21 protein-coding genes, 1 pseudogene and 1 riboswitch are annotated in these 20,497 nt (G+C 55.4%); of the genes and pseudogenes, 18 read left to right on the forward strand and 4 right to left on the reverse strand.

All coding sequences use genetic code 11. The features are described from left to right. Positions 1–230 (forward strand): annotated as a pseudogene (locus Q0362_RS00500) (LLM class flavin-dependent oxidoreductase); the annotation flags it as partial. On the opposite strand, the gene Q0362_RS00505 reads toward Q0362_RS00500, so the two are convergent. Continuing rightward, positions 231–875 carry a Pr6Pr family membrane protein gene (locus Q0362_RS00505; RefSeq protein WP_298118557.1) on the reverse strand — a complete coding sequence of 215 codons (645 nt, stop codon included), beginning with the start codon at positions 873–875 and terminating at the stop codon, positions 231–233. A gap of 62 nt (positions 876–937) precedes the next feature. On the opposite strand from Q0362_RS00505, the gene Q0362_RS00510 reads away from it, so the two are divergent. Both Q0362_RS00510 and Q0362_RS00515 read left to right on the forward strand, forming a co-directional pair. Beyond that, positions 938–1,822: a DMT family transporter gene (locus tag Q0362_RS00510; protein WP_298118560.1), complete on the forward strand. Its 885-nt coding sequence runs from the start codon at positions 938–940 to the stop codon at positions 1,820–1,822. Positions 1,823–1,913: 91 nt separating this feature from the next. Next, on the forward strand, positions 1,914–3,035 hold the full coding sequence (locus Q0362_RS00515) for a CDP-glycerol glycerophosphotransferase family protein (protein ID WP_298118562.1): 1,122 nt from the start codon (positions 1,914–1,916) through the stop codon (positions 3,033–3,035). Here Q0362_RS00515 and Q0362_RS00520 read toward each other — a convergent pair. Then, positions 3,032–3,982 (reverse strand): L-lactate dehydrogenase, encoded by a 951-nt coding sequence (locus Q0362_RS00520; RefSeq protein ID WP_298118565.1) that lies wholly within the window; start codon positions 3,980–3,982, stop codon positions 3,032–3,034. The two genes, Q0362_RS00515 and Q0362_RS00520, sit on opposite strands and share 4 nt — an antisense overlap. Next, the gene (ptsP, locus tag Q0362_RS00525; protein WP_298118567.1) at positions 3,963–5,621 is read right to left on the reverse strand and encodes a phosphoenolpyruvate--protein phosphotransferase; all 1,659 of its coding nucleotides are present in this window, start codon (positions 5,619–5,621) and stop codon (positions 3,963–3,965) included. The genes Q0362_RS00520 and ptsP overlap by 20 nt, the downstream gene beginning before the upstream one ends. Before the next feature lie 217 nt (positions 5,622–5,838). On the opposite strand from ptsP, the gene Q0362_RS00530 reads away from it, so the two are divergent. The 15 genes from Q0362_RS00530 to Q0362_RS00600 all read left to right on the forward strand — a co-directional run bounded on the left by Q0362_RS00530 (position 5,839) and on the right by Q0362_RS00600 (position 18,847). Further along, complete coding sequence (locus tag Q0362_RS00530; protein ID WP_298118570.1) at positions 5,839–6,600, forward strand: DeoR/GlpR family DNA-binding transcription regulator; 762 nt, start codon at positions 5,839–5,841, stop codon at positions 6,598–6,600. Next, positions 6,597–7,583 carry a 1-phosphofructokinase family hexose kinase gene (locus Q0362_RS00535; protein ID WP_298118574.1) on the forward strand — a complete coding sequence of 329 codons (987 nt, stop codon included), beginning with the start codon at positions 6,597–6,599 and terminating at the stop codon, positions 7,581–7,583. The genes Q0362_RS00530 and Q0362_RS00535 overlap by 4 nt, the downstream gene beginning before the upstream one ends. Beyond that, on the forward strand, positions 7,580–8,041 hold the full coding sequence (locus Q0362_RS00540; RefSeq protein WP_280795514.1) for a PTS sugar transporter subunit IIA: 462 nt from the start codon (positions 7,580–7,582) through the stop codon (positions 8,039–8,041). The genes Q0362_RS00535 and Q0362_RS00540 overlap by 4 nt, the downstream gene beginning before the upstream one ends. Then, on the forward strand, positions 8,041–8,460 hold the full coding sequence (locus tag Q0362_RS00545) for a PTS fructose transporter subunit IIB (RefSeq protein WP_298118580.1): 420 nt from the start codon (positions 8,041–8,043) through the stop codon (positions 8,458–8,460). Before Q0362_RS00540 ends, Q0362_RS00545 begins: the two co-directional genes overlap by 1 nt. 89 nt (positions 8,461–8,549) lie before the next feature. After that, positions 8,550–9,668 (forward strand): PTS fructose transporter subunit IIC, encoded by a 1,119-nt coding sequence (locus tag Q0362_RS00550; protein WP_298118583.1) that lies wholly within the window; start codon positions 8,550–8,552, stop codon positions 9,666–9,668. Next, entirely contained in the window at positions 9,661–9,936 is a 276-nt protein-coding gene (locus tag Q0362_RS00555; RefSeq protein WP_110232858.1) for an HPr family phosphocarrier protein, read from the forward strand. The genes Q0362_RS00550 and Q0362_RS00555 overlap by 8 nt, the downstream gene beginning before the upstream one ends. A 72-nt stretch (positions 9,937–10,008) precedes the next feature. Beyond that, complete coding sequence (locus Q0362_RS00560; protein ID WP_298118588.1) at positions 10,009–10,914, forward strand: YihY/virulence factor BrkB family protein; 906 nt, start codon at positions 10,009–10,011, stop codon at positions 10,912–10,914. Positions 10,915–10,931: 17 nt separating this feature from the next. Further along, positions 10,932–11,771, forward strand: coding sequence for an exodeoxyribonuclease III (locus Q0362_RS00565; RefSeq protein ID WP_298118591.1), 840 nt, complete (start codon positions 10,932–10,934; stop codon positions 11,769–11,771). A gap of 6 nt (positions 11,772–11,777) precedes the next feature. Beyond that, positions 11,778–12,788: a tryptophan--tRNA ligase gene (trpS, locus tag Q0362_RS00570; RefSeq protein WP_298118594.1), complete on the forward strand. Its 1,011-nt coding sequence runs from the start codon at positions 11,778–11,780 to the stop codon at positions 12,786–12,788. An 82-nt stretch (positions 12,789–12,870) separates the two neighbouring features. Continuing rightward, positions 12,871–13,012: riboswitch (FMN riboswitch) on the forward strand. A 92-nt stretch (positions 13,013–13,104) separates the two neighbouring features. Further along, on the forward strand, positions 13,105–14,142 hold the full coding sequence (ribD, locus tag Q0362_RS00575; RefSeq protein WP_298118596.1) for a bifunctional diaminohydroxyphosphoribosylaminopyrimidine deaminase/5-amino-6-(5-phosphoribosylamino)uracil reductase RibD: 1,038 nt from the start codon (positions 13,105–13,107) through the stop codon (positions 14,140–14,142). Further along, on the forward strand, positions 14,142–14,768 hold the full coding sequence (locus tag Q0362_RS00580; protein WP_298118599.1) for a riboflavin synthase: 627 nt from the start codon (positions 14,142–14,144) through the stop codon (positions 14,766–14,768). Before ribD ends, Q0362_RS00580 begins: the two co-directional genes overlap by 1 nt. Position 14,769: 1 nt before the next feature. After that, positions 14,770–16,053 (forward strand): GTP cyclohydrolase II, encoded by a 1,284-nt coding sequence (gene ribA, locus Q0362_RS00585; RefSeq protein ID WP_298118602.1) that lies wholly within the window; start codon positions 14,770–14,772, stop codon positions 16,051–16,053. Next, on the forward strand, positions 16,050–16,520 hold the full coding sequence (gene ribH, locus Q0362_RS00590) for a 6,7-dimethyl-8-ribityllumazine synthase (protein WP_298118605.1): 471 nt from the start codon (positions 16,050–16,052) through the stop codon (positions 16,518–16,520). Before ribA ends, ribH begins: the two co-directional genes overlap by 4 nt. Positions 16,521–16,536: 16 nt before the next feature. Further along, a complete protein-coding gene (locus Q0362_RS00595) occupies positions 16,537–16,896 on the forward strand; it encodes a hypothetical protein (protein WP_298118608.1) in 360 nt (119 codons plus the stop codon). A gap of 10 nt (positions 16,897–16,906) precedes the next feature. Beyond that, positions 16,907–18,847: an ABC transporter ATP-binding protein gene (locus Q0362_RS00600; RefSeq protein ID WP_298118611.1), complete on the forward strand. Its 1,941-nt coding sequence runs from the start codon at positions 16,907–16,909 to the stop codon at positions 18,845–18,847. A gap of 75 nt (positions 18,848–18,922) precedes the next feature. On the opposite strand, the gene Q0362_RS00605 is transcribed toward Q0362_RS00600, so the two are convergent. After that, positions 18,923–20,395, reverse strand: a complete 1,473-nt coding sequence (locus tag Q0362_RS00605) for an NAD-dependent succinate-semialdehyde dehydrogenase (RefSeq protein ID WP_298118614.1) — start codon at positions 20,393–20,395, stop codon at positions 18,923–18,925. Positions 20,396–20,497: the final 102 nt, after the last annotated feature.

Below are 20,497 nucleotides of genomic sequence, written 5' to 3' on the forward strand. Positions count from 1 at the left end.
CACCGGTGCAAAAGAATTCATTCTTGGCCGAGGTGAAGCAAGGTTCACTATATGTTGGCTCTGTTGAAACAGTTGCAAAGAAAATTGCCTATGCCATTGAATCTATTGGCGCACACCGTTTTGATTTGAAGTATGCCAACGGCCCAATGAGCCACAGCAAACTGATGCACTCAATTGAACTTTATGGAACCAAGGTTGTGCCACTGGTTCGCGAAATGTTGGCTAAGTAATTACTTTCTAAATGCGCGCACTGTGATGCGTTGCAAACCAAGTAATGCAATTGCCACGGTAAGCAAGAACAGCATGATGCCAATTATGTAGGTAAGCATTCCTGTTATGCCGGCCGGTTCATTTGGATTGATAAACCAGTAAGGCCACCAGTCAACCGCAAGACCGCGAATGATTGAGTAAACCAACCAAACCAATGGAAACAACAGCACCCAAAAAATTGTGCGAATTCGCAGGTTGATTCGGCGGCTAGAGAGCATCCAGTCAATCAACATAAAGATCGCAGCCCACACGTGCAGAATTTCATTTGGTAGCACCGGCCACACGTAGTCGCCATCGGCGGCGGCATCTGGCAGGCCGCGAAGCAAAAGGTTGTAAACCAAGGTCACCACAACCGTGAAAGTCACAGTAGATAACCGCACGATATTCAGCACGCGAGTTTCCGCACGCCCATTCCAGGCAAACCAACCGGCAACGCTAAGAGTGACAATGGCAATCAGGCTGGTCTGAATGGTGAAGTAAGAGAAGTACTCCCATGGCCTGAACACATTGTTCACAACTCTTGAAGTAATTTGCCAAACCACACTGGCCAACATGGCAAAGGCGGTTGCAAAGCGAATTAGCGCTGCGGTCTTCATTGAACTCATGGGCTAAATCTACTGCTGGGGCGGGGGCTAGCCGCCATTAAGCGGTCAGTTAGGCTTAGGTAATGTCGCGAAAAGGCCTGATTCTCTTTCTTATTGCTGGTGTTGCCTGGGGCGTACCGTACCTATTTATACGCGTAGCGGTTGAAGACTTCTCAACCTGGACCATTGTTTTTTCTCGCGTACTGGTTGGCGCGGCCGTGCTTATTCCCATTGCCATTAATCGCAAAGTATTGAAGCCCGCACTCAAAGCTTGGCCCTATGTACTGTTGTACGCACTCATTGAAATGGTTGGCCCCTGGTATCTACTTACTGAGGCCGAACGAGTGATTAATTCGGGCCTAGCCGGCTTGCTGGTTGCCACCGTACCTTTCTTTGGCCTCTTGATTGGCCTGTTTTATCTAAAAGACAAATCTCTAGCTCACCCAAAAACTCTTGCCGGCCTGGCAATTGGATTCACAGGTTTGATTTTGCTAGTTGGTATTGATGCACTTTCTGGCAGCATTTCTGTTCCTCACGTGGGCATGATCATTCTTGCCTCAGTTGGTTATGCGGTTGCACCGGTTATCACTTCAATAAAAATTCCCGATGTCTCTGCAGTGGCAATCAATGGTTTGGCAATGGCAATTGTTGCGGTTATTTACGCGGTGCCGGCAGCCTTCTCTTTGCCTGGTGAAATTGCAGCCAACCCACCTATCGAGGCATGGCTTTCAATTATTGGTCTTGGTGTGATTTGCTCTGCAATTGCATTCGTTGCCTATTTCACTTTGATTAAAGAAATTGGCGTTGCCCGCGGCAGCCTGGTCACCTATATGAACATGGCAGTAGCCGTGGTGCTGGGTATTCTGCTTTTGGATGAACCAATCACCGCCGGAATTCTGGTTGGATTCCCGCTGGTTTTGGTAGGTTCGTATTTGGCCACAAAAAAGCACACAGGAGTAAATCATTAAAGCTTTAGGTACTTTCTTAATCTTTGTCTCAAAGGTTCTGCGCGTAATTTCAAGTTACCTGCGCAGCGCTGGCATGAACCTTGGCGGCGTATTGGCCACCAAAGACACAAAGTCGCTAGCCGGAATGAAACCAAGCTTTGCTGTTTTCTTTGACGGCGATGAAAGCACGCTGTACCAAATTGCAATGTGGATCAAACCTTTTGAAAACGTTGGCCAAGAGTGGATCATCATCACCCGCCGACCAAGCATGGCTGGCCAGCTACAGGCAATGACCAAAAAAGCAAAAGTTGTTATTGCGCGCGACCGCGACAAACTAATTGAGGTTTGTAACCTGCCCACCCTCAAGTTCATCATGTACGTAAATAACGCACGTGAAAACACAGAGGTCGTTAGGTTTCCTCACCTGGTGCACGCGCAGCTAATGCACGGAGACAGCGAAAAAACCGCAAGCTTCAACCCGGTCTCTGGCATGTTCACCAAAATCTTTGTAGCCGGCCAGGCTGGCGTAGACCGCTACGCGCGAAACGGCGTAAAGGTAGCCGCCGATAAATTTGAAATTGTTGGCCGCCCGCAACTTGGCGGCATGAACGTGGCCGAAGGCCCGGTAAACCCAAAGAAGCCAACCGTGCTGGTAGCGCCAACCTGGGGTGGCTCTGCGCTTGGCGAAGAGCTTTCTAGCCTTTCGGTTACCCCGCAGATTGTTGAGGCCCTAACCAAGGCCGGTGCCAGCGTAATTTACCGCCCGCACCCGTTTTGCTCAAAGACCAGCGAGGGCGCCCACACCATTTCTGTGGTGCACGAAATGCTAGAGCAGCACGCCAATAAGACCGGCATAAAGCACGTCTTTGGTGCCGCCGCCGAAACAGAGATCACCGTGAACCAGGCGGCCAACCTTAGCGACATGATTGTCTCTGACCTATCGGGCATTATGAGTGACTGGCTATTCTCGCTAAAGCCTTATCTGTTGGTAAGCATGGATCAAACCGCTCAAGAATTTACAGAGCGCTACCCAATGGCAAAGACCGGCGTTGTGCTTGATGGCCGTGCGCCAGCTGACTTTGAGCCTGCAATTTTGCGCCTACTAAACACCGATACCCAGGCAACCTACGATGCTCGTAAAGAGATGCGTGAGTACTACCTTGCTGGTGCCGAGAACGATGACCGTGCTGCGCTGTTTAACAGCGTGGTAAACCGAATAATTAGCGAAGCTTAAATTCCGATTGAATCTAGCGAGGCCTTGATGGCTGCCGCAGATTTTTCAAACAGATCTTGCTCGTGTGGCTGCATGGTGATGTCAATTGTGCGAACCGCACCGTTTCTTGAAACCAAAGTAGGCACAGACATGGCAATGCCAGAAACCCCGTGGTAATTATTTAGCACTGAACTAATTGGCAAGATTGCGTGTTCATCATTTAATACGGCTTCAACAATTCGCGCACCAGATAAACCAATTGCAAAATTAGTTGCGCCTTTACCTTCAATAACTTTGTAGGCTGCGGTTTTTACCGAGTACGCAATTGCATCAAGTTCATCACGTGATAGCGTGCTGCCGTCTTCTAACTTCCAGTCAAGCAGTGGCACATTTCCAACTGCAGCTTGAGACCAAAGAGCAAATTCAGAATCACCGTGCTCGCCAATAATGTTGGCGTGAATGTTTGCAGTTGAAACACCAAAGCGTTGTGCCAACAACCAGCGAAGTCTTGAAGAGTCTAAAACTGTTCCAGAACTAAACACACGATTCGCAGGCAAACCGGTTAGGCGCATTGCGGCGGTTGCAAGCACATCACAAGGGTTGGTAACCAAAACAAATATTGCCTCGGGGGAGTGCTTCAAAAGATCTGGCAGCAATGATTTCAAGATTGAAAAATTAACCCCGGCAAGTTCTAAGCGTGTTTGCCCCGGGTTTTGTTTTGCCCCAGCGGTAATGACAATTACATCTGAGTTTGCAGTCAAAGAAATATCTGCGCCACCGCTAATTGATGATGAACCGGTGAACTGGGTGCCGTGTGCAAGATCAAGAACCTCGGCAGTTGCCTTGGCCTCATTTACGTCGTACAAAACAACCTCGCGCGCTGATTCACGAATCAACATTGCATAAGCCATTGAGGCGCCAACGGCACCCGCACCAATGACGCTTACTTTAGAGCTGCGAGAGTGCATCTAGTGCTGCCGCCTTTGCTTCTTCAGGTGATGTTGCAACCAACACCGCGTTGGCAACTTCTTTTGCCTTAGCAAGATCAAGTGCACTTAGTGATGCGCGAACCGCACCAACCTGAGAAACAGAAACAGAGACAGAGTTAATGCCAAGACCGGCAAGCACAACTGCGAAGGCAGGGTCTGAAGCGCTCTCGCCACATACGCCAACGCTGAAGCCGCCACGGTTGGCGCCATCGGCGATGCGGGCAAGGGTGCGAATCAAACCTGGCTGCCAGTGGTTGCTGAGTGCACCAAGGTTGGCGTTCATGCGGTCGGCAGCAAACAGGTACTGAGACAGGTCGTTAGTACCAACCGATACAAAGTCAACGATGCCGGCCAGCTGGTCTATCAATGCCGCAATAGAAGGTGTCTCAACCATGATGCCCACCTTGTAGCCACCAAGTGAGCGGGCAAGATCGGCAAACTGCTTTGCTTCTTGCACGGTTGCAATCATTGGTGCCATTACCCAAACTTCACGGCCGGTTTGCACTCTGGCAATTTCAAGTGACTTCAACTGGTCTTCAATGAAGTCGCGGTGATCTTGAATCAAACGGAAACCGCGAACACCAAGTGCCGGGTTTTCTTCGTGCGGCATTAGCAAGAATGGAACCGGCTTGTCACTACCGGCGTCAATTGTGCGAACCACAATTGGGCCCTGCGGTGCAGCGGCAAGAATTGCAGCGTACTCGGCAGCCTGCTCTTCAACAGTTGGAACAACCTTTGAATTTAAGTAAAGCAACTCGGTGCGGAACAAACCAACACCTTCAGCGCCGAGCGCAATCGCGCCGGCAGCTTCCTTAGGAGATCCGAGGTTAGCCAGCAGAGGAACCTTGTGGCCATCCTTGAGTGCGCCATCAGTGATAGGTGCGTTAGATGCTTCGAGCCACTCGGAACGCTTCACCAGTGCTGCGTCAACATCTGCCCTAGAAACTCCAGCGGTAACGGTGGAGGTTGCGGCGTTGACCACGACAAGAGTGTCATCGGTCAGTGACTCTGCCCCGGCACCCACCCCCACGATGGCGGGAATGGACTTCGCACGAGCCAAGATGGCGGTGTGAGAAGTGGGGCCACCATCACGAGTGACGAGGGCGAACACCTTGGTGAAGTCCAGAAGTGCGGTGTCTGCGGGAGCAAGATCGTGAGCCACAAGAATGAAGGGCTCGTCAGACTCAGGAACTCCTGGAGCGGGAACTCCGCGCAGGTGAGCAATAACACGCTGAGCAACATCGGCGAGGTCGGCAGCACGCTCACCCATGTAGCCGCCCATGCCTTCAAGCATTTTCTGGAAAGAAGAGAAAGCGTCGAAGACCGCACGCTCGGCGGTCTTGCCCGCTTCGATGCGCTTAGCAATGTCCTTTGCCAGTGCAGGGTCGCCGGCCATCAAGGCCTGAGCGTCGAGAACATCCTTGGCTTCGCCACCGGCTTTGACGCCACGTTCACGCAGCCACTCACCGACAGCAGCGAGAGAAACTTTGGCAGCAGCAATCTCAGCCTCAGCCTCTGCTGTGCGTTCGATGTCTGTTGGTTCCGCCAGGGGCTCAGGCATGCGCTTGACGGGGCCTGCTGCGATTCCGCGGCCTACGCCGATACCGGTGAGCTCCATTGCTGCTCCTTGTAAGAAGTAAGACCTTCTCAATTCTTCATCAAGGAGGGCTGATTTTTAGCGGTTAAGTTGTGGGTGTCTGTTTGCAAACGGACACAAACATTAACTTTACCCCCCTTTTATGTTGACAAACAAGTGGAATCGGGAGTAAAAAAAGACAAACAAACATTTTGCTGGCATAATGTTTGAAGCAACGTCCGCTAGACAATGGAGTCCCATGTACGCACCTGAACGCCACCAGGCCATCCTGGCCAAGGCGCGTCATCAGGGTCGCGTGGAAGTTCGCTCCCTCGCCGAAGAACTCGATGTCACTCCCGAGACAATTCGTCGCGATCTCACTGTCTTAGAACGTCGTGGCCTGTTGCAGCGCGCACACGGTGGCGCCATCCCCATCGACCGCCTCAGCGTTGAACCGGATGTCACCTACCGCGAAGGCATGCTCTCCGATGAGAAAGAGCGCATCGCACGAATGGCTCTCTCTGAAATTCCCAATGGCGGCTCCATCATCATCGACGCCGGTACCACCACCGCACGTCTTGCTGCCCTGCTTCCTCAGGACATCGACCTCACTGTGGTGACCAACTCGATTCCAATCGCTGCCGTTCTGGCTACCCGCCCCAACATTCAGCTGCACTTGCTCGGTGGCCACGTTCGCCCCCTCACCTTGGCCATGGTCGGCTCTTGGCCTGAGGACGCACTGCGTTCACTCTCTGTCGACGTTGCCTTCCTCGGTATCAATGGCTTGACCCCTGAACGTGGCTTGACCACACCCGACCTTGAAGAAGCGCGCATCAAGACTGCATTCGTTGATGCAGCTCGTCGCACCGTCGTCCTGGCAGACCACACCAAGTTTGGTCGCGAAGACTTTGGCCACGTTGCTCCACTGAGCCGGATTGACACCGTCATCACCGACAGCTCCATCGACAACGAACACCTCATCGAAATCGAGATGGCCGGCCCTGATGTGGTGGTCGCATGATCATCACTCTGACTGCCAACCCCAGCGTGGACCTCACCCTCGAACTGGACACCTTCACCACCGGTGAAGTGAACCGTTCAACTGGCAAGCACAAAGATCCTGCCGGCAAGGGAATCAACGTTGCTCGCGCTCTTCACAAAAACAGCATCAACACCGCTGCAGTCTTCCCCTCAGACGCAACTGTAGGTAGCTGGATTGAATCCGCACTGAGCGAGGTGGGAATTCAGACCGTCACCACACGCATTGCTGAAGAAGTTCGTCAGAACATCACCATTGTGGATGCTCACGGCGACACCACCAAGATCAACGAAGCAGGACCCCAGCTTTCTGAATCTGAAACCGCAGCGCTACTTTCGCAAATTGCGGGCGTTCTGGAATCTTCACCACGTTGGTTGGTTGCCGCTGGAAGTCTTCCTCGTGGACTTGATGGTTCTTTCTATGTTTCACTCGGCAAGCTCGCTCACGAACACGGCGTGCGTTTCGCGGTTGACACTTCCGGCGGGGCTTTTGCTGCTGTTGCACACTCAGGTGTTGCAGACCTGATGAAGCCCAACCACGAAGAGTTGGAAGAACTTGCAGGCCGTGAACTTCCCACCGTCGGCGACGTTGTGGAGTTCGCACAGAGCCTGCTTGGTAACCCAGGTGCTGCCATCGTGGTGAGTCTGGGTGAGAACGGTGCCTTGCTCGTGAACAGCCGTGGAAGTATTTGGGCCGGTCACGACCCCGTCACTCCAGATAGCACCGTCGGTGCTGGAGACAGCACATTGGCTGGATATCTCAGCGCAGACGTGACAATTTCTGAAGAACTTTCTAGGCACGAAGATGGCGACATTACGCGGATTTCCACCGCTGTCGCCTGGGGCTCGGCAGCCGTTCAGTTGCCTGCCACCACAGTGCCCGGGCCAAAAGACATTACTATTACGGCAGTTCACACTGTCATCAACCCCAGTTTCACCACCGCCATTAAGGAGCTCCACGTATGACTGACGCAACCGCAGCACTGACTACCGAAGACATCGTCATCGTTGGTCTGGTTGCTGAAACCAAGGAAGACGCAACTCGCCAGCTGGCTGTCAAGCTCGCTAACGACGGCCGCGTAACCGACCTCGACGGCTTCCTCGCCGACGTCCGTGCCCGTGAGGAACAGATGGCAACCGGTCTCCCCGGTGGTATCGGTATCCCCCACGCACGTTCCGCCCACGTCACCGTTCCTTCGGTTGCTGTAGCAACCAGCGTGGACGGCGTGAACTTCGGTGCCGCTGACGGCCCCGCACACCTCATCTTCTTGATCGCTGCACCAGATGGCGCAGACGACAAGCACCTTCACATCCTCGCTGCACTTGCTCGCAAGCTCGTGCACGAAGACTTCCGCCAGTCCCTGCGCGACGCCAACTCTGGTGCCGAAATCGCAGCAATCATCACACGAGAGGTACAGTCCTAATGACCAAGATCGTCGCCGTAACATCCTGCATCACCGGTATCGCCCACACCTACATGGCAGCTGAAGCTCTCGAGCAGGCAGCTAAGAAGGCTGGCTACGAGATCACCGTAGAAACCCAGGGTTCCGCAGGTTCTTCCCCCATGAAGCAGTCCACCATTGACGCTGCTGACGTGGTAATTTTCGCAACCGACCTCGAGGTCAAAGATCGTTCTCGCTTCGCTGGCAAGCCTTTCTTGCAGATCGGCGTAAGCAAGGCTCTTGCTGACGCAGAGAACGTAGTTGCAAAAGCTGTGAGCTCCATCGACACCCTTCCCAAGGATGCCGGTAGCGCTCCCAAGGCTGCAGCACCCGCTGCAGCTTCAAAGCCCGCCAACGACACGGGTGAAAAGAAGGGCTTCTTTGCCCGCCTTTTCAGCTAATCACGGCGTAGCTTTTTCCATAGAGTTCTTGCTGAGACGGCAAGATCTGTAACACCAAACAAAATGCAATGAGGCATTGGAGGCCACAATTGTCTAACAACTCAGGAACAGGAACCCGCATCCGCCAATGGCTGATGACCGGTGTTTCCTACATGATCCCCTTCGTGGCGGCCGGCGGTATCCTTATCGCTCTGTCGTTCATGATCGGTGGTTATGACATCGTTTACCAGGACCAGGCAGAGTTCCTGGCTAAGGGTTTCAACCCTCTAGCCGCTCATGACTGGGCTTATGTTATGTTCGCCGTTGGTGCTGCTACCTTCGGTTTCCTCGTACCAGTCCTTTCGGGCTTCATCGCTTACGCGATTGCTGACCGTCCCGGTCTGGCTCCCGGATTCGTTGGTGGTGCCATTGCTGGTACCGTTGGCGCCGGATTCCTCGGTGGTCTTATCACCGGTTTCCTCGGTGGTTTCGTAGCTCTGTGGCTCAGCCGCATCAAGCTCCCCAACTGGCTGCGTCCGCTCATGCCAGTTGTTGTGATCCCACTGGTCGCAACCTTCATCACTGCTGGTCTGATGCTCGTCATCCTCGGAGGTCCTCTCAAGTCCCTCATGACCGCTCTGAACGACTGGCTGACCGGCCTCTCCGGTGGAAGCCTCATTGGTCTGGGTATCATCCTCGGCCTCATGATGGCATTCGACATGGGTGGTCCCGTCAACAAGGTTGCTTACACCTTCGCAGCTGCTGGTCTTACTGAGGCTGGCGCTTCGGCAGATGCAAACGACCCTCGTTTCGTCATCATGGCAATCGTCATGGCTGCAGGTATGACTCCTCCTCTGGGTCTCGCACTCGCGACCGTTCTTCGCAAGAAGATGTTCTCGAACGCTGAGCGTCAGAACGGTAAGGCTGCCTGGCTGCTCGGTGCATCCTTCATCACTGAAGGTGCAATCCCATTCGCTGCTGCTGACCCACTGCGCGTGATCCCTTCGATCATGATCGGTTCGGGTGTATCTGGTGCTCTCGTTGCAGCCTTCGGTTGCACCCTGCGCGCACCTCACGGTGGCCTCTGGGTATTCGGCCTCGTGGGCAACTGGCCCATGTACCTGATTGCAGTTGCAATCGGTACGGTCGTAACCGCACTCCTCGTTATCGTCGCAAAGAACATCAAGCCTGGTGTCTCCGACGAAGCACTGGAGGAAGCAGTTGCCTAAAGCTCAGAGAACCGTCACTGTTGGTTCGCGCGTTGGACTTCACGCTCGTCCAGCCAGCACTTTTGTGCAGGCTGTAGGAGCTACCGGTCACGACGTCACGATTACTAAGCCCAATGGTGACAACGCAGATGGTGCAAGCATCCTCTCGGTGCTCGCTCTCGCTGTCGGACACGGAGAAGAACTCGTGCTCGATGTCGAAGGTGACAACGCTGAGGCTGTTGCAGACGAGCTGGCTAGCCTGCTCACATCTGACCTCGACGCTGACTAAAAGTTAGCGGGGCTCTTTGGCCCGTGGGTTCTTCAAAGGAATCCACGGGCCTTTCCCTTTAAGCTGGCAAGTATGAAGAAGATATTGGCCTGGGCGAAAGCACAACGCCCCTACCGTGTCTATAAGGCATATAGCGCTGCTGGTGGAAACCTCCTGGCAGCAGGGATGTCCTTTCAAGCTGTCTTTGCCACCTTCGCTGCCGTGTGGGTGGGCTTTAGCCTCACCGGCATTTTTCTCAAGGATCGTCCTGAGATTCGCAAGGCGGTCATCGAGTTCATCAACGCTCAGGTGCCAGATCTCATTAGAAAAGGTGGGGTCATTGATCCCACTACTTTGGAGTCAATTACAGGCTTTGGCTGGACTGGCGGCCTAGCTGTTTTCATCGTGCTTTACACAGCCATCAACTGGCTGAACTATGTTCGCACTGCCGTGCGCACGATCTTCAACCTTCCACAGTCGAAGGTGAATTACATGTTGCTCAAGGTCTATGACCTTGTTCTTGCATTGATCTACGTCATCTTTGTTTTGCTCAGTGCCACCGCAACAGTGGGCGTGACCAAACTCTCGGGTGTGATCTTCCCTGAACTTGGCATTGTTGATAAATCGGGTGTGGGCAAGATTCTGTTCGAAGTTATTGGCTTAGCAGTCGTGTTCGTTTTTGACACCGTCGTGCTTGCTGCCATCATTCGAATCTTGAGTGGGGTCCCTATCCCCTGGCGCATCCTGCGCAATGGAACTCTTTTGGGTGGCTTCGCGTTGATGCTCTTGAAGGTGTTGGGGTCTTATGTCCTCACCCGTCCAGAAAGCAATCCATTGCTCGCCAGCTTCACGGTGTTCATTGGACTGTTGATCTACTTCAACTTCGCCTCTCGGATTTATCTCCTTGCCACCAGCTGGGTTGCGGTGAGCATGAGTGATTCCGGTGTGGAGTTGAAAGACTTCGGCTGGGTCGTGCCCCACCGTCACGACAAGAACTAGCCCAATAGAATTAGGGCATGTCAGTCCGCATTGCCACCGTCAACGTCAACGGTGTTCGTGCCGCCTTCCGTAAAGGAATGAGCGAGTGGCTCGATGGTCGCGGCATTGACATTCTCGCCTTGCAAGAAGTGCGTGCTTCCACCGAAGACCTCGAAGAACTCTTAGGTCCCGACTGGAACATTCTGCATGACGCAGCAACGGCCAAAGGCCGTGCTGGCGTTGCGCTGGCCAGCCGCAGCTCGGCAGAAATTCACCGCGTGAGCCTTGGCGCAGATGACTTTGATACCGCAGGTCGCTGGCTCGAAGCCGACTACAAGATCGCAGGCAAGATCCTGACCGTGGTGAGCACCTATGTGCACTCTGGTGAAGTGGATACTCCTAAGCAGGTGGAGAAATTCAAGTTCTTAGACGCCATGCAGGTTCGTTTGCCTGAGCTAGCCCAGCACAGCGACTACGCCCTCGTGGTCGGTGACCTCAACGTGGGTCACACTGAGCTGGACATCAAGAACTGGAAGGGCAACGTCAAGCGTGCTGGCTTCCTGCCCCAAGAACGTGCCTACTTTGATCGCTTCATGGGTGCTGCAGGTGAAACCGTGACCGGCGCTGATGGCTCTACCGGCACAGGCCTCGGCTGGGTCGATGTCGGACGCGCAGCAGCTGGTCAGGTTCCTGGCCCCTACACCTGGTGGTCCTGGCGTGGACAGGCATTCGATACCGATGCTGGCTGGCGCATTGATTACCACCTCGCCACTCCTGCTCTCGCAGCCCTTGCTACCAACTACACCGTCGACCGCGCAGAGTCCTATGACACTCGCTGGTCAGACCACACCCCCGTCGTCGTCGACTACAACCTCTAGGACATCATGACCAAGCCCGTCATCCTCTCCGGCATGCAGCCGTCCAGTGACTCCCTTCACCTCGGCAACTACATTGGCGCCCTGGGCAACTGGGTCACTATGCAGGACGAATTCGATGCTTTCTACTGCGTAGTTGACCTGCACGCCATCACAGTTCCACAGGACCCCACAGAACTACGTGAGCGCACCCGCTCCACTGCTGCGCAATACATCGCTGCCGGTATTGACACCGATAAGTCGACTCTGTTCATTCAGTCCCACGTGCAGGCACACACCCAGATTGCCTGGGTACTCAACACCATCACCGGTTTCGGTGAAGCCAGCCGCATGACTCAATTCAAAGACAAGTCCGCTAAGCAAGGAGCCGACGCTGCCTCGGTGGGTCTGTTCACCTATCCGATTCTGATGGCAGCAGACATCCTCGCTTACCAAGCCAACGTCGTTCCGGTGGGAGAAGACCAGCGCCAGCACCTTGAGCTCACCCGTGACCTTGCCATGCGCTTCAACTCTCGCTTTGGTGAGACGTTCACCATCCCTGAAGGTCACATTCTCAAAGAGACTGCCAAGATTTATGACCTGCAGACTCCCACAGCGAAAATGTCGAAGTCAGCAGAGACTGAAGCAGGCCTGCTCAAGATCATGGATGACCCTGCCATCACCGCGAAGAAGGTCATGCGTGCGGTGACTGACGCTGATGGCGAGATCCGTTTCGACCGCGAGAACAAGCCTGGGGTGGCCAACTTGCTCACCATTTTCTCGGTGCTCTCCGGTCGCAGCGTGGATGACATTGTCAACGAATATGCCGGTGGCGGCTATGGCGGCTTGAAGAAGGATCTGGCTGAGCAGGTCACCGCCAGCTTCACGCCTATCCGCGAGCGCACCAACGAATTGCTTTCCGACCCAGCAGAGTTAGATCGCATCCTCGGCAAGGCAGCAGATCGTGCTTCCGAGGTTGCAGATGCCACGTTGGCCAAGGTGTATGACGCTATTGGCCTTCTTCCTCGCCACCACGGCTAAAACACATCACGAACGCTCTCAGCGAATCCACAGTCACTCATCTCGCGGGGAATAAACCCACCAGCTAGACTGTTTTCTAGAGCAACGCGCTTCGGGGTCAGTGAAAATCTGAGCCGGCGGTTATAGTCCGCGACCCTTATGCAAAGGCCACCAGGCCCGAGGATGAGGTTGATCTGGTGAAACTCCAGGACCGACGGTTAAAGTCCGGATGGGAGAACGCGCGCGGCAGGTTACTTTTTGTACCCTGCCGAGTTCGGTTGTCGCCATGGCACCCGTCTACCCGAAGCACGCCTCACCAAGATGAGAGCACCGGTAGATGGACCACACAACACCTTCGTCAGGCTACGAGCCTGCGATGCGTCGCGCCATCGCGCTGGCTGGCAACGGCCCCAGCAATGGTGTGAATCCTCAGGTGGGTTGCGTCGTGCTGAACTCAGCCGGCACCATCATCGCTGAGGGTTGGCACCGCGGTGCAGGCACTGCCCACGCTGAAGTTGATGCGCTGAGCCAACTCACCCCTGAACAAGCACAGGGTTCGACCTTTGTCGTGACCTTGGAACCGTGTAACCACACCGGTCGAACTGGTCCCTGTGCACAAGCACTCATCGAGGCTGGTGTGGCACATGTTGTCTATGCAGCAACCGACCCTGGCCACGCGTCCTCTGGTGGTGCACAGCGCCTGCGCGATGCCGGTATCGAGGTTCTCGGTGGTGTTCTCGAAGACGATGTGGAAGAACTTCTTGAAGAGTGGATGCTGGCTGCACGCCTGCACCGCCCCCACGTCACGGTGAAGTGGGCAGCGAGCCTGGATGGCCGCGCAGCAGCTCACGATGGCACCAGCCAGTGGATCTCGGGACCCGAATCTCGTGCACGCGTGCACGAACAGCGCTCGGCCGCAGATGCCATCGTGGTGGGCACGGGAACAGTTCTCGCAGATAACCCTTCGCTCACTGCTCGCACTCCCGAAGGTGAACTCCACGACCACCAGCCCATTCCCGTCATCATTGGCACACGCAACGTGCCCGGTGACGCACAGGTTCACCAGCACCCTTTAGAACCACTCATCATTGGTCACAACGATCTTCACGCTGCCCTCAGCGAGATGTTCGACAAGGGCATCCGCTCGATCTTTGTCGAGGGCGGGCCCACTCTGGCCAGTGCATTCATTGCTGCAGGCTTAGCTGACCGTCTCTACATCTACCTCGCCCCTGTATTGCTGGGTGGCGACAAGGTCGCTCTCGGTGATCTGGGTGTGAGCACACTTTCTGAGCGCATCGACGTCGAGATTTCTTCTGTGGAACCTCTCGGAGCAGACATTTTTATTACCGCCAAGACGACCCGGAAGGACGCGTAATGTTTACCGGCCTCATTGAAGAACGTGGCACCATCACCGCGATTGAGCAGCAGCCAGACGCCGTGCGCCTGACGGTATCGGGCGTGAAAGCACTGCAGGGCGCTCAGCAGGGCGACTCCATCGCCGTCAGCGGTGTCTGCCTGACCGTGGTTGAACACGACGCAACCTCATTTACGGCAGATGTGATGGAGCAGACCCTGGCCATGTCCACGATGCGCAATGCAACTGTGGGTCTTGCGGTCAACCTTGAGCGTGCTGCCGAACTGGGTAGTCGCCTGGGCGGCCACATCGTGCAGGGACACGTTGATGGCACTGCCGAAGTTTTGTCCATTACTCCCAGTGAAGACTGGACTGTGGTTCGCTTTGGTTTGAGCCGTGAACTCGCTCCCCTGCTGGTGGACAAGGGTTCCATCACCGTGGATGGCGTTTCTCTGACTGTGAGCACGATCAGTGCTCCTTCTGAAGCTTCCCAGTGGTTTGAGGTTTCTCTCATTCCTGAAACCCTCGCGGTGACCACGCTCGGACTTCGTTCCGTCGGCGACACCGTCAACCTCGAAACCGACATTATTGCCCGTCAGGTCGCACGCATGCTGGCCTTCCTTCCCCAACAGAATGCAGGTGCCTAACATGGCTCTCACTCCTATCCCCGAAGTGCTTGAAGCACTCAAGGCTGGTCGCATCGTGCTCGTTGCCGATGATGAAGGCCGCGAAAACGAGGGCGACGCCATCATGGCCGCCCAGTTCGCCACGAAAGAATCGATTGCCTGGATTGTGAAGCACTCCTCCGGTTTGCTCTGTGCTCCAATGTCGCGCGATGTGGCAGACCGCCTGAACCTGCCCATCATGATTGAGCGCAACCAGGACACACGCAAGACCGCCTACACAATCACCGTGGATGCTGCCGAAGGCACCACCACGGGTATCAGCGCGTCAGATCGTGCACTCACCATGCAGGTGTTGGCCAATCCTGGCTCAGTACCCCACGACCTCATCCGCCCAGGACACGTGCTTCCCCTGCGTGCAGTAGATGGCGGCGTTCAAGAACGTCCTGGCCACACCGAGGCAGCTGTTGATCTCATGCGTCTGGCTGGTCTGCAACCAGTAGGTGTCATTGCGGAGATCGTGGCCGAGGACGGCGACATGATGCGTATGCCAGGTCTGGAAGAGCTTTCCGAACGCGAGAATGTGCCTCTCACCACGGTGGCTGCTCTCATTGACTACCTCGAGGCTCACCCACTCCCCGCTCGCATCGAAGGTGAGCTTGACGCTCACCGCGTTGCGTTCGAAGTGGAGACCAATGTCCCCACCGAAAATGGCACCTTCCGCATGCGCGGCTATCGCGACCAGGCCACGGGCACAGACCACGTGGCGATTGTTGCGGGAAACCCCGACGGGGAAGATGTGCTCGTGCGCGTGCACTCAGAGTGCTTGACCGGTGAAGCACTGCACTCGCTCAAGTGCGAGTGTGGTCCTCAGTTGGATGAAGCCCTCCGCATGATTGAAGCCGACCCCGCAGGTGGTGTTGTGCTCTACATGCGCGGCCAGGAAGGCCGCGGTATCGGCTTGGTCAACAAGTTCAAGGCCTACAAGCTCCAGGAGCAAGGCCTTGACACTCTGGACGCCAACTTGGCGCTCGGCTTCCCGGCAGATGCCCGTGACTACACCGCTGCAGCACGCATGCTTGATGAGATGGGCATTCGCTCTGTCCGCTTGCTCAGCAACAATCCTGAAAAGAAGCGCCAGTTGGAACAGTTCGGCATCACGATCAATGGACTTGTTCCCTTGGTAGTTGGCTTGGGCGAGTTCAACACCGGATACCTCAACGTGAAGCGCGACCGCATGGGTCACCAGCTTCCCGGAACACTTCCCGCAATTGATTCAACCCCCAAAGCTAAGGAGGTCACCGCATGAGTGGCGCAGGCTCCCCCGAAATTACTGTTGATGGCTCTGGTCTCAACGTCGTGATCGTTGCCGGCCAGTGGCACGACGTCATCACCAACGCGATGATTGCATCTGCTCAGCGCACCCTCGAAGCCAGTGGTGCTTCGCACTCTCTGGTTCGCGTGGCCGGAAGCTTTGAGCTTCCCGTGGTGAGCAAAGCTGTCCTCGAGGCAGGCGCTGACGCAGTGGTTGCCCTCGGCGTCATTATCCGTGGTGGTACTCCTCACTTCGAGTTTGTCTCAGACGCTGCCACCAGTGGACTGACCCGAGTTTCGCTCGACACCGGAAAGCCTGTCGGCTTCGGTGTGCTGACCCTCGATGACGAACAGCAGGGCTTGGACCGTGCAGGACTGCCCGATTCCAAGGAAGACAAGGGTGCAGAGGCAGCAATTGCCGCCTTGGAAACAGCTGTGACCCTTCGCGCCATCCGGGGCTAGTGGTTAGGCTGGGGATATGGAACTTTTAGTCACAATCCTCGTCATCCTGCACTTCGTTGGTCTTTCTTATCTGCTGGGTTCATTCCTGGTTCAGATCAAGGACATCGCCAAGGGCAAGGGCCGCGTTCTGCGCGGCATGCTCGATGGTTCATACCTTCAGCTGGTCACCGGCCTTGCCCTGACCGGTATCTACTCTGCAGGCCTCATCGAGGATGAAGAAGTCAACAACACCAAGATTGCGGTCAAGCTTTCTGTGCTCATCGTGATCACGGTTCTGGCAATCGTCTTCCGCAAGCGTGAGGTTGCACCATCCTGGGTTCTCTGGAGCATCGGTGGTCTGACCCTGCTTAACGTCGTTCTCGCTGTCGCCTGGTAACTAGGACCTGATGAGCTCACCCCGCATGGGTCGTCGTTCGTCGACCCCGGAAAATAAGTCCTCTGCACCCAAAGCGAGCTTTGGGCAGTTGATGCCCTATCTGCTCGAACACAAGAAGGTTCTCTCCTTCGTCATCGTGCTCAGCGTGATTGGCGCAGGTGCATCACTTGCCCAGCCACTTCTGGTCGGGCAGGTCATCAACCGCGTGAGTGCGGGTGAACTCATGGGCAACCTGGTCTGGTTGCTGATTGGTCTCGTTGTTGCCACCGCGCTGATCAATGGCTTCCAGCACTATCTTCTCCAGCGCACCGGTGAAGGTGTTGTTCTCTCATCTCGTCGCCGCTTGGTGGCGCGCATTCTGCGTCTGCCGATTAGCGAATTCGACACCCGTCGCACCGGAGACCTCGTCTCACGAGTGGGCTCTGACACCACTTTGCTCCGTGCTGTCCTCACCCAGGGTTTGGTCGAAGCAATTGGTGGATCTTTGACCTTTGTCGGTTCCATCATTGCCATGGCCATTCTTGACCCTGTTCTTCTGGGTCTCACGGTTCTTGTTGTGTTCAGCGCGATCACGATTGTGACCGTGCTTTCCAGGCGTATTCGTGTGGCCAGCCGCAAGGCACAGGCCAAAGTGGGTGAGCTTGCTGCCTCGGTTGAGCGTGCAATCTCTGCCGTGCGCACCGTCCGTGCTGCGAATGCCACCAACCGCGAAATCAAGGTTGTTGAAGAAGAAGCCGAAGGTGCCTACCGAATGGGCATCAAGGTCGCCAAGATCTCAGCCCTTGTTGTTCCCGTTGCCGGTATCGCCATGCAGGTGGCATTCCTCACCGTGCTCGGTGTGGGCGGCTACCGCGTTGCTTCTGGTGCCATCACGGTTGCCAACCTGGTGACCTTCATCCTGTTCTTGTTCATGATGATCATGCCTTTAGGTCAAGCCTTTGGTGCGATTACTTCGGTGAACGCCGCACTGGGTGCCCTGGGTCGTATTCAGGAAATCATTGCTCTGCCGAGTGAAGGTGAATTTGACCGCGACCTGGCTCCCCTCGCTGTTCTTGATGGCGGTGCTCGTGGTGCTGTGAAGAACTCTCCCGTTGCCGTGGAGTTTGTGGACGTGAAGTTCTCTTATCCCAAGCAGGTCCTTCCTGTTGAGGAAGATGAGAGCACAACTGACCCCATCTCCAAGCTTTCCCGTGCAGAGAAGGCACGGATCAAAGCTGGCGGTGCCGCAGGTGAAGCTCTTGCTGAAGAAGCCAAGCCGGAGATTGATGCTCCTGAGATTCTCAAGGGTGTCTCCTTCTCTGTTGCTCACGGAACTCGTGCAGCACTGGTTGGTCCTTCGGGTGCTGGTAAGTCCACCATCTTGGGGCTCATTGAACGTTTCTACGATCCCAATTCGGGTGAGATCCGCTTAGGCGGCGTGGACATCAAGGCACTTCCTCGCGAAGACCTCCGTGCACAGATTGGCTATGTCGAACAGGATGCTCCCGTTCTTGCCGGTTCACTGCGCGACAACCTCTTGCTGGGCTCGCCTAATGCCACAGACGAGCAGTGCATTGCTGTGCTCGAAGACGTGAACCTCTCCACCGTGCTCGAACGCAGTGGCCTAGGCCTCGACGCCCCTGTGGGCGAAGAGGGCGTCATGCTTTCCGGTGGTGAACGTCAGCGTCTCGCAATTGCGCGTGCACTGTTGGCAGCACCTCCTGTGCTCCTGCTTGATGAGTCCACCTCCAGCTTGGATGGTGCGAACGAACAGCTCATGCGTGAGGCGATTGATCGCGTGGCGCAGGACCGCACCCTCATCATCATTGCTCACCGTCTCTCCACTGTGGTTGACAGTGATCAGATCATTGTGCTGGAAAACGGTGCTGTGGTCGGAACAGGTACACATTCGGATCTGGTCAACACCACTCCCCTCTACAAGGAGCTCGCAAAGCACCAGCTGCTCGTGTAATCCTCACAAGACAGACAAAGAAGGCCCCTCCAATTGGAGGGGCCTTCTTCATGTGTTCGTGTTTAGGCGAAGAGGTTAGGCAAAAGGATTGGGTGTCATGGTGTACTTCGTGGAGAGGTACTCGTTGATTCCTTCAAAGCCACCTTCACGGCCAAGACCAGACATCTTCACGCCACCAAAGGGGGCAGAAGCGTTGGAGATGACACCCGCGTTGAGGCCCATCATGCCGGTCTGCAGCTTCTCAATCAGACGCTGACCGCGCTTGAAGTCTTCGGTGTAGACATAGCCAATAAGACCGTATTCGGTGTCATTGGCGATGTTGATGCCTTCTTCTTCTGTCTTGAAGGTGGTGATGGAGAGCACAGGACCGAAGATCTCTTCAGTCATGATGTCTGCACCTGACGTGACACCGGTCAGCACGGTGGGCTCATAGAAGGTGCCAGCACCCTCGATGGCTTTGCCACCGGTGAGCACGGTTGCGCCCTTGGACACAGCGTCCTGAACGAGTTCGTTTGCCTTGGCCACTGCCTTGGTGTCGATGAGGGGGCCAATGGTGACACCTTCTTCGGTGCCGCGACCAATCTTCATGGCCTTCACGCGCTCGGTGACCTTCTGAGCAAACTCAGCTGCCACACTTTCGTGCACAATCACGCGGTTGGCTGCGGTGCAGGCCTGGCCGATGTTGCGGAACTTCGCAATCATGACGCCGTCAACTGCCTTGTCGAGATCAGCATCTTCGAATACGAGGAATGGCGCGTTTCCACCGAGTTCCATCGAGGTGCGAAGAACATTTTCAGCAGCGAGCTTCATCAGCGATTGGCCCACACCGGTGGAACCGGTGAAGGAGAGCTTACGCAGACGCTTGTCGGTAACGATGGGGTCTGACACAGCAGCAGTCGTGGAAGTGGTGAACACGTTGACGACGCCTGCGGGAACTCCGCACTCTTCCAGAATCTTCACGAAGTAGAGGGTGGTGAGAGGAGTCAGGGTTGCGGGCTTGACCACGACGGTGCAACCAGCGGCAAGCGCGGGGGCGATCTTGCGCGTTGCCATAGCAAGAGGGAAGTTCCAGGGGGTAATCAGGTAGCAGGGACCAACGGGCATCTGGGTCACGATGGTGCGACCAGTGCCTTCAGGGTTGGTGCCGTAGCGGCCAGTAATGCGCACGGCTTCTTCACTGAACCAACGAAGGAATTCAGAACCGTAGTTCACCTCTCCAATGGCTTCTGCGAGGGGTTTACCCATCTCGAGGGTCATCAGGAGAGCAAACTCGTCTTTGAGCTCCTGAACGCGCTCAAACGCCTTACGGAGGATGTCGCTACGGACACGAGGCGCAGTGGCTGCCCAGGCGTCCTGTGCCGCTACAGCAGCGTCCAGGGCCTTCATGCCATCTGCGGGGGAAGCGTCAGCAATGCTCTTGATGACCAGACCGGTTGCAGGGTCGTGCACATCAACCGTTTTGCCACCGGTAGCGTCGATCCACTGACCGTTGATATACAGCTGAGATGGGACCTTAGAGAGCAGTTCTGATTCGGAAATCGTTGACATTCTTCACCTTTTCTACGAATTCCTTATTCTAATCGCAAAATAGGTGCGGAATAAAGAGGTCGTTCGTACTCAAACGATATTACAAGCACTCAGCCCCCTATT

It is taken from the genome of uncultured Aurantimicrobium sp. (genome assembly GCF_936931525.1).
In the GTDB taxonomy this organism is placed as follows: Bacteria; Actinomycetota; Actinomycetes; order Actinomycetales; family Microbacteriaceae; genus Aurantimicrobium.

What these genes read in the sequence shown, in the direction of transcription:
- Q0362_RS00520 (WP_298118565.1), bottom strand. Translation starts at nt 3,982, where the DNA reads ATGCACTCTCGCAGCTCTAAAGTAAGCGTCATTGGTGCGGGTGCCGTT.
- Q0362_RS00545 (WP_298118580.1), top strand. Translation starts at nt 8,041, where the DNA reads ATGACCAAGATCGTCGCCGTAACATCCTGCATCACCGGTATCGCCCAC.
- Q0362_RS00565 (WP_298118591.1), top strand. Translation starts at nt 10,932, where the DNA reads ATGTCAGTCCGCATTGCCACCGTCAACGTCAACGGTGTTCGTGCCGCC.
- Q0362_RS00595 (WP_298118608.1), top strand. Translation starts at nt 16,537, where the DNA reads ATGGAACTTTTAGTCACAATCCTCGTCATCCTGCACTTCGTTGGTCTT.
- Q0362_RS00510 (WP_298118560.1), top strand. Translation starts at nt 938, where the DNA reads ATGTCGCGAAAAGGCCTGATTCTCTTTCTTATTGCTGGTGTTGCCTGG.
- Q0362_RS00530 (WP_298118570.1), top strand. Translation starts at nt 5,839, where the DNA reads ATGTACGCACCTGAACGCCACCAGGCCATCCTGGCCAAGGCGCGTCAT.
- Q0362_RS00540 (WP_280795514.1), top strand. Translation starts at nt 7,580, where the DNA reads ATGACTGACGCAACCGCAGCACTGACTACCGAAGACATCGTCATCGTT.
- trpS (WP_298118594.1), top strand. Translation starts at nt 11,778, where the DNA reads ATGACCAAGCCCGTCATCCTCTCCGGCATGCAGCCGTCCAGTGACTCC.
- Q0362_RS00605 (WP_298118614.1), bottom strand. Translation starts at nt 20,395, where the DNA reads ATGTCAACGATTTCCGAATCAGAACTGCTCTCTAAGGTCCCATCTCAG.
- ribA (WP_298118602.1), top strand. Translation starts at nt 14,770, where the DNA reads ATGGCTCTCACTCCTATCCCCGAAGTGCTTGAAGCACTCAAGGCTGGT.
- ribD (WP_298118596.1), top strand. Translation starts at nt 13,105, where the DNA reads ATGGACCACACAACACCTTCGTCAGGCTACGAGCCTGCGATGCGTCGC.
- Q0362_RS00535 (WP_298118574.1), top strand. Translation starts at nt 6,597, where the DNA reads ATGATCATCACTCTGACTGCCAACCCCAGCGTGGACCTCACCCTCGAA.
- Q0362_RS00560 (WP_298118588.1), top strand. Translation starts at nt 10,009, where the DNA reads ATGAAGAAGATATTGGCCTGGGCGAAAGCACAACGCCCCTACCGTGTC.
- Q0362_RS00600 (WP_298118611.1), top strand. Translation starts at nt 16,907, where the DNA reads ATGAGCTCACCCCGCATGGGTCGTCGTTCGTCGACCCCGGAAAATAAG.
- Q0362_RS00580 (WP_298118599.1), top strand. Translation starts at nt 14,142, where the DNA reads ATGTTTACCGGCCTCATTGAAGAACGTGGCACCATCACCGCGATTGAG.
- ptsP (WP_298118567.1), bottom strand. Translation starts at nt 5,621, where the DNA reads ATGGAGCTCACCGGTATCGGCGTAGGCCGCGGAATCGCAGCAGGCCCC.
- ribH (WP_298118605.1), top strand. Translation starts at nt 16,050, where the DNA reads ATGAGTGGCGCAGGCTCCCCCGAAATTACTGTTGATGGCTCTGGTCTC.
- Q0362_RS00505 (WP_298118557.1), bottom strand. Translation starts at nt 875, where the DNA reads ATGAGTTCAATGAAGACCGCAGCGCTAATTCGCTTTGCAACCGCCTTT.